General features: G+C 65.7%; 10 protein-coding genes and 2 pseudogenes. 3 read left to right on the plus strand and 9 right to left on the minus strand.

Annotated elements, in window-relative coordinates; genetic code table 11:
* From NA4_RS24245 to NA4_RS24285, 9 genes are all read right to left on the minus strand, one after another.
* Nucleotides 1-182, minus strand: a 182-nt coding sequence (locus tag NA4_RS24245; RefSeq protein WP_218022373.1) for a hypothetical protein, incomplete at its 3' end; no start/stop codon positions are given.
* Nucleotides 179-997: a class I SAM-dependent methyltransferase gene (locus NA4_RS24250; protein ID WP_084497403.1), complete on the minus strand. Its 819-nt coding sequence runs from the start codon at nt 995-997 to the stop codon at nt 179-181. The genes NA4_RS24250 and NA4_RS24245, both read right to left, overlap by 4 nt.
* A 26-nt stretch (nt 998-1,023) precedes the next feature.
* Complete coding sequence (locus tag NA4_RS24255; protein ID WP_067474376.1) at nt 1,024-1,542, minus strand: P-loop NTPase family protein; 519 nt, start codon at nt 1,540-1,542, stop codon at nt 1,024-1,026.
* Nucleotides 1,543-1,592: 50 nt separating this feature from the next.
* Nucleotides 1,593-2,645: a CgeB family protein gene (locus NA4_RS24260; RefSeq protein ID WP_218022375.1), complete on the minus strand. Its 1,053-nt coding sequence runs from the start codon at nt 2,643-2,645 to the stop codon at nt 1,593-1,595.
* Nucleotides 2,624-4,345, minus strand: a complete 1,722-nt coding sequence (locus NA4_RS24265; RefSeq protein WP_067474365.1) for a carbamoyltransferase family protein — start codon at nt 4,343-4,345, stop codon at nt 2,624-2,626. The genes NA4_RS24260 and NA4_RS24265 overlap by 22 nt, the downstream gene beginning before the upstream one ends.
* On the minus strand, nt 4,342-5,307 hold the full coding sequence (locus NA4_RS24270) for a thymidylate synthase (RefSeq protein ID WP_067474367.1): 966 nt from the start codon (nt 5,305-5,307) through the stop codon (nt 4,342-4,344). Before NA4_RS24270 ends, NA4_RS24265 begins: the two co-directional genes overlap by 4 nt.
* Entirely contained in the window at nt 5,295-6,314 is a 1,020-nt protein-coding gene (locus tag NA4_RS24275; protein WP_218022377.1) for an NAD-dependent epimerase/dehydratase family protein, read from the minus strand. Before NA4_RS24275 ends, NA4_RS24270 begins: the two co-directional genes overlap by 13 nt.
* 74 nt (nt 6,315-6,388) lie before the next feature.
* Nucleotides 6,389-7,171: a hypothetical protein gene (locus NA4_RS24280; RefSeq protein WP_218022378.1), complete on the minus strand. Its 783-nt coding sequence runs from the start codon at nt 7,169-7,171 to the stop codon at nt 6,389-6,391.
* Nucleotides 7,172-7,517: 346 nt separating this feature from the next.
* On the minus strand, nt 7,518-8,282 hold the full coding sequence (locus NA4_RS24285) for a hypothetical protein (protein ID WP_067474371.1): 765 nt from the start codon (nt 8,280-8,282) through the stop codon (nt 7,518-7,520).
* A gap of 183 nt (nt 8,283-8,465) precedes the next feature.
* Between NA4_RS24285 and NA4_RS24290 the strand changes: the two are divergent.
* From NA4_RS24290 to NA4_RS44045, 3 genes and pseudogenes are all read left to right on the plus strand, one after another.
* Nucleotides 8,466-9,146 (plus strand): annotated as a pseudogene (locus tag NA4_RS24290) (ISL3 family transposase); the annotation flags it as partial.
* An 815-nt stretch (nt 9,147-9,961) separates the two neighbouring features.
* Nucleotides 9,962-11,065 (plus strand): annotated as a pseudogene (locus NA4_RS43760) (reverse transcriptase/maturase family protein); the annotation flags it as partial.
* The gene (locus tag NA4_RS44045) at nt 11,060-11,467 is read left to right on the plus strand and encodes an HNH endonuclease (protein ID WP_444980044.1); all 408 of its coding nucleotides are present in this window, start codon (nt 11,060-11,062) and stop codon (nt 11,465-11,467) included. The pseudogene NA4_RS43760 and the gene NA4_RS44045, both read left to right, overlap by 6 nt.
* Nucleotides 11,468-11,582 lie beyond the last annotated feature (115 nt).

Raw genomic sequence — 11,582 nt, forward strand, 5'->3', positions numbered from 1 at the left:
ATCACGAGGTCTTGCGGACCCGGCAGGCAATCACCGAGGTGTTCGAAGACCAGCACGTTCTCGGCCGCCTCGAGCAGTGCCGGGACTCGCACCCCGAGTCCGGCCAGCCACGCGTGGTGGGCTGCCGCCGCGGCGGCGCGTGCCGGGTCGCGGTAGCGCTTGATGTATACCGGCGCGGTCATGGCGCCACCGCCACGACATAGGTGACCGTCGACGTCGCGGCGACCGGCCGATCCGGAATTCGACGACGTAGTTCGCCGGCCAGTCTCGTGGGATCTCGGAGCTGTTCGGGCAGTAGGTATTTCGGTGATGTCGTCACATACGCGGCGAGAGCGTCGAGGCTGTCGAATCGGAACTCGTGCCGTTGGTGCACGATGTCGTCGACGGTGAGGCTGTCCGATACGATTCGGGCGGCGTTTCCGCTGTGGAATGCCTGGTAGAGGCTGGGGCGCGTGGCCGCGGCGGTGTCGAGTCCGGTGGTCGCGATGATCTCGTCCAACTCGGCGTAGCTGTCGGCCGACTTGGTGACCAGCACAGCTGTCCCGTCGGGTTCCAGGCACCGGGCGATCTCGGCTACGGCGGTCTGCGGGTGCGGCGAGTGGTAGAGGCAGAACGCGGCCACGGCCAGGCTCAGACAGCCGCTGGGTAGGGGCATTCGATGGAAATCCGCGCATATCCCGGTGAGGACGTGCCCAGCGTGTCGTGTGCGAGCTGCCGCGATGTCGAGCAGCGCCTGCGACCGGTCGAGGGCAAGCAGCCGTCGTGGCCGCAGGTCGGCCGCCAGCCGGAGTGTGGTGGTTCCGCGTCCGCAACCGATATCGCAGATGGTGTGCGGGTGGGTGACGCGCTGTGCGGCGAGTTCGACGATGGTGGCTGCCGCGTCTTCGCCGCTGATCTTCGCCGTGTGCAGCGAGCGAGTTCGTTGTGTGAGGCGCGTCGCCGAACTGTAGAGGGACTCGGCGACGAAGTGGGGGTCGGTGAACGGGGTGGCGGGCATGGACAGGTCGCCTCCCGGGCGATAGGTCAGGTGCGGGCAGAGCGTTCCGCGTGCAGGGTTCGCAGGAACCGCGCGGTATCGCGGCGGCTGGACAGGGTGATCAGGTGGATGTGGGTGCCGTGCTCGGCGATCAGCCGCTGCACTTTCGGTCGCATGGTCTTGCGGTAGGCCCAGACGTAGCGGACGAAACTCCAGCTGATGCGGTCGTAGACGCCGTTGGTGTGCTGTCCGCCGCGGTAGCGCAGCCGTCGTTGCAGGATGCCGAGCAGGCATGTCGCGGCGGGTAGGTCGAGGAAGATCACGGTGTCGGCGGCTTGGAGCCGGATCGGGAGGGTGCCGGCGTAGTTTCCTTCCAGCAGCCAGCGAGGCCGCGCGACCAGTTCGCGTTGCCGGTCGGCGAACTCCTCCTGCGGCATGGGGTTCCAGTCGGCGTCGTAGTAGATGCTGTCCAGGTGGGTCAGCGGCACGTCGAGCAGGGCGGCGAGTTGGTTCGCCAGGAACGTTTTGCCGGAGCCGCCGCAGCCGAGGATGGCGATCCTGTCCATGCGTGCAGACCTTAGCGGGCCACCATCCGGGTTGGGCCGCAGAGCGTCGGTCATGGTGCGATCACCTGCGCGTGTCGGGTGTTGAGCAGCGTGTCGAGCGTGTCGAGTTGCCGTGACAGCCGAAAGGCCGACAGCCGCGTGAGGCATTCGGTGAGCAAGGCGACATGGCGTGATGTCGTGGCGAGAGCGCGCAGTTCTGTGATCCGGTGTGCGGCGGTCACGCCGTCGTGGATGTGCAGCTGTGTGGGCGCGAACGTCTGAGCGCTGCGGATCGAGGTCGGGACGAGGGGCACGCATCCGGCGGTGACCGCCTCGATGATCCGCTGTGTCATCTGCCCTGCGGTCGCGTACCGGTCGGGGACTAGCAGGATCGTGGCCAAGGCCCGTCCGTAGATCTCGGCGACCTCGGTGAACGGGACGCGGCCGGTGAACCACACGTGCGGCCAGCCCGCGGTGTCGGTCCACTTTCCGGCGACCAGATGCTGGTGCGCGGCGGCGGCTGGCGCGAAGTAGATGCCGAAAGCATGGTCGCGGTCGTACTGGTTGCCGACATAAGCGAGTTCCAGATCGCGACGCCGAGCGCACAGCGTGGCGGGATCGGCGGTGTCCAAGACGGTGTCGTCGACAGGGAACAGCAGCGGGACCGCTCCAGCGGTGGGATGCAGCGCCGCCTCGCAGACGACGACGTTGGTCGACGATCGGATGGGGTCGTCGGCGGGGAGTTGGCGGTCCTTGTCCCAGAGGATGATTCGGGTGCCGCGGCGGGCGTAGTGGTTGACGAGTTCGTCTTGCCGGTGCAGATCGCAGGTATGGCTCGTGGCGCCACAGGCGGTCGTGTTGCGGCCCGGGATCGGCCAACGCCACTCCAGGAACAACACGTCGATCGCTGGGAACCCCGGATCCCACCGATATTCGTCGGTCAGGTCGAGTCGTGCTTCGACGTAGTCGCGGTTGGCTTGCAGGAATACCACATCGTGCCCGCGGGCGCGTAGTCCGTCGATGAGGACTCTGCGATGGCTGCGGCCTCCGTCGGGTGTGTCGACGATGCCGGGCCCGAGGAATCCCCAGAAGCTGTAGCCGATCAGCATTTCGTGATCCACCAACCTTCGAGCATCAGCGCGTCGAGGCCGCTGCCGATGAGGCAGTCCAACGCCATGTCGGGCGTGCCGCAGATCGGTTTGCCTTTCACATTGAGCGAAGTGTTGATCAGCACCGGCACCCCGGTGATATCGGCGAACTCACCGAGCACCTCGGCGAGGAAGGGGTTCTGGTCTGCGGTGACGGTCTGCACGCGCGCGGTGCCGTTGGCGTGCACCACGGCACCGATCTTGTTCCGCGTCAGCTCGGTGACACCAGAGGCGAACGACATGTACGGCGCGGGCTGGCCCAGCGTGAAGTACTGCTGCGCCGCCGACGCCAGTACCACGGGCGCGAACGGCCGAAACGGCTCCCGGAATTTCACGGTCGCATTCAGCCGGTCGACGACATCAGGCAGCAGCGGCGAGGCAAGTATGGATCGGTTGCCGAGCGCGCGCGGGCCGGCTTCCGCTCTGCCGTGGAAGAGTCCAACGATGCGGCCCTCGGCCAACTGCCGGGCGAGGACCCGAGCGGGTTGGTCCGGACGCTGCGCTGTCAGGCCAGGGCGTGGAACCTTCGGAATCCTCACACCGGCGTAGGAAGGCCCCAGGTAGCCGCGGTGTTCGACAGCCAGCGGAAGCACGGCTGTGTTGGCCCTGTGGGTCTCGATTCCGGCGCCGATGGCGGTGCCCGAGTCGCCCGGAGCGGGTGGAACATGCAATTCGTCGAACAGCCCGGAGTCGATGATCTTCGCGACGGCAACGCAGTTGGCCGCGACGCCACCACCGACGCAGAGCAGTCGCGAACCCGTCAGGGCGCGTGCGCGCCGGGCCAGGTGGAGCATGATCTGCTCGGTGCGCTGTTGCAGAGCGGCGGCCAGGTCCTGGTGCACCTGGTCGACAGCGGAATCGTTGCGCCGAGGCGGGCAGGTCGCGGCGATGAACGCTTCGCTGACCCGCGGGTAACGGCTCGACAGCACCCGCAGCGGGATGAGCGTCGGATCGACGGTGAACTCGTTCTCGGTCAAGGGTATGGCGCGGGCGAACAACTCAGCGAACCGGCCGGGATCGCCGAGTGCTGCCAGCGCCATCACGGTGCCTTCCTCGTCGCCGCGGCGCCACCCCAGGTGCTCGGTCACCGCGCCGTAGACGTAGCCGAGAGATGCGGGGTCCGTGGTCGATTCGATGATTCGGTATCGGGCAGGAGTGCGTGTGGCGTGGCCGATCGTGGTCGTGTGGGTCTCGCCGAGGCTGTCCACGACGAGCACTGCCGCCTCGTCATAGCCAGCAGAAGCGAAGGCGTAGAGGCCGTGCGCGCGATGGTGGGACACAGCATGCGCCCGCGCGTGGGGAAACCGCTTGGCCAATTGCTGGATTCGGGACCGTGTCCGAGCGGCCACACGCATGAAGCTGGCGGCGCGCGGAAGCGCACGAGCCCGGGTGTCGGGCCCCAGCAGGTGACCTGGCAGCTGTTGCAGGGCGGTGAGGTATCGGTGCGGCTGGAAGTTGTAGGCCACGACGTCGATGTCGTTCGGCGTCAACGCGTGCTCGGCGAGCAGCCAGTCCACGGCGCGTTCGGGATAGGTGCTGGTGTGCTTGTCGCCGGTCAGCCGTTCCTCTTCGACGAATCCGCTCAGCCGGCCGTCGATCAGCAATGCGGCGGCCGAGTCGTGGGTGTAGGAGCACAATCCCAGGACACGGGCCGATGAGGCGGTTCGCGAGATCATCCGAGCGGCCCCGCTATGCCGGCCATCAGCGCGGTTTTCGCCGACAGGTGCTCATACCAGCGTTCGAGGGCGCGGCCGAGATCATCCTGCACGCCCGCAGCCATCGTCCGTGCGGCGAGGCGATCACCATCCGCCCATCGCAGATAGCTCGCCATCACGGTGGCAAACGACGCCCACATCGGGGACTCGGTCCCCGGCTCGCGTCCGGCGATCACGGTGTCCAGCACGGTGCCGAGGTCATCCCAGGCAACCGAGATCGGCGGCATCGACGGCGAGGCGGTCGGCGCGGCATCCAGATGGTGTGCGGCGGTGACATGCTTGTCGTACAAATGCAGCGAGTCGACGAAATGGTGGTACTCCCCCAATGCGACTCCGAGCCACCCGGCGAGCAACTCCTGCAGGATGGTGGCCGCGAAAAGGTCGTACGGGAACCCCAGCCACAGATCTTGGCTGCGCATCGTGGTGTGCATGTGTAACCGATTGTGCCGGATGAAGAACCGATAGCCGAGCGTGCAGGGAACATCGCGGTGACCACGGGTATCACGTTCGGGGTCGAACAGCTGGATCACGGCCTGGCGAGAATCGCGATCTCGGGTGAGGATGTCGCGGACCCGGTCGAGCTGATCGATGCGTCCACGCCAGCGGCGCATCCGTGGCCCGTACGCGCCTTGCAGGCGTCCGTCATCGCTGTAGCGGGACAGCGTCCGGTTGTAGCGGAAGATCCAGGGATCGTCGGACCCCGACAGAATCCACAATGTCTCCGCCACCGCGAACGCCGGATTGATCACCCGCGCGGGTGGCAGGTCGACCAGTCGGCGCCGCGGATTCCTCAGATGCAGGTGAGCACCGAGAACCTCGGTGGTCGCCATTCCGCGCGGGCTCACATCAGCTCCGTTGCGACACACCGCAGTGCAGGTCGCAGCGAACAACTCGTTCGCCGAGTCAGCGGTCACACTGAACATCGAGACTCCTTCATGTACTTCGGCAGCAATGAAACCCTCGTCGGTGCAGGCAGACTCGCCAACCAGGCCGCTTGTCGTCGCATGCCCTCCTCCAGACCGACAGTCGGCCGATAGCCGAGCAGATGTCGCGCAAGACCAAGATCGGCACCAGTAGCGGCGGCATCGCCGTCCTGCTCCGGCATCCGCCGGACCGGCACCGCCCGCCCTGTAACGCGCTCAGCGAGTTCGAACACCTCACGCATCGATGTGCTGGCTCCACCGCCGACATTGACGACCACACCGCCGACATCGGCATGCGCGGCGGCGAGGGTCGCGGTGACGATGTCGTGGATGTAGGTGAATTCCCGGCGCTGGCTGCCGTCTCCGAACAGCGGAACCGGTAGGCCCAACATGGATCCCAGCAGCGCCTGGTTGATGCCCATGCCTGGCCGCTGGCGTGGTCCGTACACGGTGAAGTACCGCAGCGCTACAATGCTGAGCGAGGTGTCCCGGCGCCGGGCGTGTGCCAGGCACAGCCCTTCGGCGGCGAGCTTGCTCACCCCGTACGGCGACAACGGCGCGGTGGGGTCGGATTCCCGGCTGGGGCGATCGGTGTCACCGTAGACGCTGGATGAGGACGCCAGCACCAGCCGCCGCACCCCGGCGTTTTCGCACACGGTCACGAGTCGCTGGGTAGCGAGGATGTTCGACCGCACGTAGTCGTCGAACCGGCCGCCCCAGGAGTCGCGGACCCCGGACACGGCCGCGAGATGGAAAACGGTGTCGGCCTCAGCGACGAGTGTCGACAGGTCGGCCTCGGCGAGATCGAGCAACTGCAGCCGCAGCCGTGGATGGCGGCGGGCGTGCGCGAGGTTCACACACGCGATCGGGTCACGGGCATCGCGGCGATCGGCGGCCGAGACCTCGTAGCCGCGTTCGAGCAGCACGTCAACGAGGCTGGAGCCGATGAACCCCGCCGCGCCGGTCACCACAACACGGGCCGGTGCGGTGCAGTCGGTGTTTTCCACGCAGGTATCGTCGCCTCGGCGACCACCGCGACGCTAACAACTGACTGCTGTACAACAGCCAGTTGTATGAGGGCTCAATCCAATTGGGAGACCGCGAGACGAAGCGCCGCCACTCCGGCAGCCTGAACGGGATGATCGGCGAGGAAGCGCTCCACTTGGTCGGTCGTGAACGGCTGCAACTCGAGTACCCGCCCTTCGGCATTGCTGGTGACAGTGGCGCCGAACAAGGAGTCGAAGACCGGTCCGTCGATGACGACCGCGGTCAGCAGATCGGTGGCATAGCTCAGTGGATCGACACCGAGGCCGAGGCAGTACGCCGTGACGGTTCCTTCCCGGCGGGCTCGCTCCATGCGGGCGGCGAACTCCCAGGAGGTGTAGTCGATGGGTGCCTCTTCGCTGCCGTGGTCCTCACTTACACCGCACAGCTCCTCCGCGAACTCGCGAACCATGCTGCGCCACAAAGAAAAATCGTTGCTCGCGTTCCACTCGGCGTACCCGGATGGCTGGAAGATCCCTACCGGAACCACCTGGTACATCCCTCCGGCATGCCCCACCTTGCGGGGGTCACGCCAATGCAGCAAAAACGATCTCGCACCGGAATCGGCGTCGCGGCGGATCGTCAATGTGCTGATGGCCAGGTTGGCCGGACGCTGCGTGAGATCGCATGGATCCGCGATGGCCGATCGAACCCCTCCGGAGCCGGTCGCGTGTCCGCGGTGCGCCGAGGCGAACTCGTGGGCTGCGGCTTCGCCGACGTTGACGCCGTCGAAGTAGTGGCCTATGCCGAACCGCATAGTTGGTGAGCTCGTGGACAGGTCGGCGGACAAGAGGCGGTAGGTCGGTCGATTCTCGAACACAGCCGGAGCGGCGATCTCGCCGACGGCTTCGGCGTAGGTTTCGTACGGTTCACCGCTCTCGCGGATCGGGAGAGCCGATGACGGCAGCGAGGCCGCTGACGCCCCCGATGTTTCAGGCGACCACTCGAGCGCAATGCTCTCCAGCCGCAATGGAGCGGCCGGTGTCCATTCGCGGCGAGTCAATAAGGCCGAGTCGCCGGCCCGGAGCGCGCGTGGATAATTCGCCGCCGCGGCAGTGTCCAGTGCAGATCTTTGTTCTCGCAGGTAAGCGCGGGTACTCACCCAAGCCCGTTCGCTTGCTGTCAGTCTGCGGGTATCCGCGCCCATACCTTGCTCCCCGAGGTCGTCAGCCGATCACGCTGTTCCGATGCTGCCATGCCAACGCCAAGCAGGCCGCACCAGGCGCGGCGATCGGTTCACTCGTCAGCAGCCGTTGGACCGCCTCCCCGGTGAACGGGACACCGTCGGCAGCGCGGCCGTCACCGATCGCCACGACCTCGCCTTCCTCGTTGAACTGCACCGTGGTCCCGAAAATGTCATCGAAGACATCGTCATCGACAACGACAACGGTCAAGATCGTCGCCGCCAAAGTCAGCGCATCCACGCCCATTCCCAGCAGGTGACAGCTCAGCTTGCCCTTCTCCCGTGCGGCACCGAGCTGCTGATACAGCGACCAGCGGTCGTAGTCGATCGCCTCGCTACGGCTGCCATCGTGCTCCGGCCGCCCCAGCAACTCCTCCGAGAATTCTCGGACCATATTGCGCCACAGCGAGAAGTCGTTGCGCCGATCCCACAACGCCACGCTCGACGGCTGAAACTCCCCGGCCGGTATCACGTCATAGACACCCGCCGCGGTCGCCACACGCTCGGGATCACGCCAATGCAGCAGAAACGACGGCGCGGACGGATATCGGCGCAACCGAATCGTCAACGTCGTGATCGCTGGGATCACCGCACGCCACAACGGATCGAACGGATCACCGATCATTTCGCGAAACGGCAGCCGACCACTCAGATCCGCCGCCGTGCACGGCCCGGAATCCATGCACACTGCAGCCAGCTCGTGAGCAAGCGCCTCGGAGACGTCGAGCTTGTCGAAGTAGGCAGCCAACCCGTGCTCGACCTGGCCACCCTGCTGATGTGGCTTTGAGGACGGACCCTAGTGCAACTGGAAACGCAGGAATGCCCACAAGCACGGGTCTGTCAATCTAACGGCTCTTGTGCACTTCCGGTGGTGATTCGGTGATCTTGACGGCACGATGTTGCGGTGTGCGAGGTGAATGTGCCTGCTGCCATGGTGTTTTCGGGGTTGTCACCGCTGGTGGTGGAGGATGTGGTCGACGAGGGTCGTGAGGTTGTGGTGTGGGCACGAACGCCCGACGATCCGGCGGCGTGTCCGGGCTGTGGTGCCAGGTCCACGCGGGTGCACGGCTATCACTGGCGCAGACTCGCCGACGTGCCGCTCGACGGGCGTCCGGTGACCGTGAACGTGCAGGTCCGCCGGTTGGTCTGCCCAACCGCAGGCTGTCGCAGCAACACCTTTCGCGAGCAGGTAGCCGGTGTTCTGGAACGCTACCAGCGCCGCACCACACGTCTGACCTGCCAGGTGCGGTCGGTGGTGCGCGAACTTGCCGGACAGGCCGGCGCCCGGCTGCTGGAACGGCTGTCGGTCCGGTTGTCCCGAAATACCGCCGTGCGGGTGCTGCTGGGAATACCCTTGCCGCATAGGCCGATTCCGGCGGTGGTCAGCGTCGACGATTTCGCGTTGCTGCGTCGGCACCGGTACGCCACGGTCGTGATCGACCCGGTTACCCACGACCGCATCGAGGTCCTATCCGACCGTAAGTCCGCCACCCTCGCCGCGTGGCTGGCCGGGCACACGCAGATCACGACGGTCGTGCGAGACGGTTCCACGACCTATGCCGAAGCCGTGCGTCGTGCACGACCTGCGGCAACCCAAGTTTCGGACCGCTGGCAGTGCGCCATGAGGCGCCTGGTTGTATCCCCGCCTCAGGCGGGAGGAACTCGGAAGGAGGTTCTTGGGTTCGATGGCTTACCTGGAGCCGAAAGGTGAAGGGGACAGCAGCATGCCATTGAAGCGGCGGCCGTGCTCAGGCGTTGGAGACGGGGCGTCGTGGAACCCGCGTGATAAGACGAAAGCTGAACTGCCTGAATCCCAATCCCCAGTTGATGGAAGGTCGCATCCGTCGGAAATTCTACGCCCGAAGCCGACGCCGCGCTCTGCCCCGGTCTGGTGCCATGGGCCAAGGGCAACTTCCGGAGCGCGGAACGATGCCCAATGAGGGCATTGAAGGGGATGAGTGGGACGTCTACGTCACGCTGTCACGTACAGCCAGGACGAACATGGGATCGCCTACGGGACGCGAGTCCTACGGCGACGGAGGCCTCATAGTAGTCGCCGGAGTCACGCCCGGCCGAGGAGGACGGGAAAGCCGTCCGCATGGGCGAAGGGGGCCAGGTGATTCGGACATCGAACGATCGGGAGGTATGCGTAATGCAGAGCGCCGAAACGGTTCTCGGTGTCCTGCGTGAACGCGGCAGGGCTGGCCTGCCGTTGGAGCAACTGTATCGGCAGTTGTTCAACCCGCAGTTGTATCTTTTGGCCTACGGGCGCATCTACGCCAACAAGGGAGCGATGACGCCTGGGGTCACCGGGGAAACCGTGGACGGCATGTCGATGGACAAAATAGACCGGATCATCGAGGCGATGCGCCACGAGCGCTACCGTTTTCGCCCGGTCCGGCGGGTGCACATCCCGAAGAGAACGGGAAGACCCGCCCACTCGGGATGCCGACATGGTCGGACAAGCTGGTCGGTGAGGTGGTGCGACTCCTGCTGGATGCCTACTACGAACCGACGTTCTCCGACCTGTCCCACGGATTCCGTCCCGGCCGGGGCTGCCACACCGCGCTGCGGAAAGTGGCCAGAACCTGGACCGGGACAACATGGTTCATCGAGGGAGACGTCGCCGACTGCTTCGGGAGCTTCGATCACGGAATCATGCTCTCGACGCTGTCGGAGAAGATCCGCGATAACCGGTTCCTGCGGCTGATGCGTAACATGCTCGAGGCCGGATACCTGGAGGACTGGGTCTGGAACGCGACACTGAGCGGGGTTCCGCAAGGCGGCGTGGTGTCACCCGTGCTCTCCAATATCTATCTGCACCGGTTGGACACATTCGTCGAAACGGTTCTCATCCCGGAATACACCCGAGGGCGAATCCGCAAACAGGACACCGCCTATGCCAGGGTGCGTGCCGCCAGAGACCGGGCACACCGGCGCGGCGACCACGCGCAAGCGCGGGAACTACGGCGGCAACTGCGCAGCATGCCCAGCGGGGATCCGCGTGATCCCGGTTTCCGGCGGCTGCGCTATGTCCGCTACTGCGACGACACCCTGCTCGGGTTCACCGGACCCAGAGCCGAGGCCGAGGAGATCAAGAAGCGCCTGACGACGTTCCTGCGTGACGAACTCACACTGGAACTGTCGCAGGACAAGACGCTGATCACGCACGCCCGCACCCAGGCGGCGAAATTCCTCGGCTACGAGATCACCGTGCTGCACAACGACGGCAAGCACACCCGCGGCAAACGCAGCATCAACGGCGTTGTGAGCCTGCGGGTTCCGTCTTCGGTGATCAAGGCCAAGCAAGCCCCATACCTGGCGCGCGGCAAACCCGAGCGCAGGGCCGATCTGCTGAACGAGGACGACCACACCATCGTCAGCGTCTACGGAGCAGAATGGCGGGGCATCGTCCAGTACTACCTGCTAGCCGGGAACGTGGCTCGCCTCTACCGGCTGCAATGGGTGGTGGAGACCTCGCTGCTGAAAACCCTGGCCAACAAGCACCGAGCATCGGTGTCGAAGATGGCGCGCAAGTATGCGGCCACCGTCATCACGCCCTACGGGCGACGCAAGTGCTTCGAGGCCAGAGTCGAACGCAGCGGCAGGAAACCGCTGGTCGCACGGTTCGGTGGTATTCCACTCAGGCGGCAACTAGACGCGGTCGTCACCGACCGCGTCCTGGTTCCCGGCATCGTCCGCTACACGCAGCTGATCGACCGGCTGCTGGTGAACCGGTGCGAGATCTGCCAACGCACCGAGAACATTTCGGTGCATCATGTTCGGAAACTCGCAGACCTCGACCGGCCGGGACGGCCACAACCGGCATGGGCGGAGCTGATGGCCAAGCGCAGGCGCAAGACCCTCGTGGTCTGCCGAGCTTGCCACGACAACATCCACGCCGGACAACCGACACCGCGACTCACGTCGTAATCGCTGGAGAGCCCGCCGCGGTGAAAGCCGCACATCGGGTTCGGGCTGGGGGTCGCCGGAAAAGGAACCGCATCAGCGGGAACCTCGCCGGCGGCCCACCAGTACTCTGTGGCAC

The organism is Nocardia amamiensis NBRC 102102 (assembly GCF_001612745.1).
Classification (GTDB): domain Bacteria; phylum Actinomycetota; class Actinomycetes; order Mycobacteriales; family Mycobacteriaceae; genus Nocardia; species Nocardia amamiensis.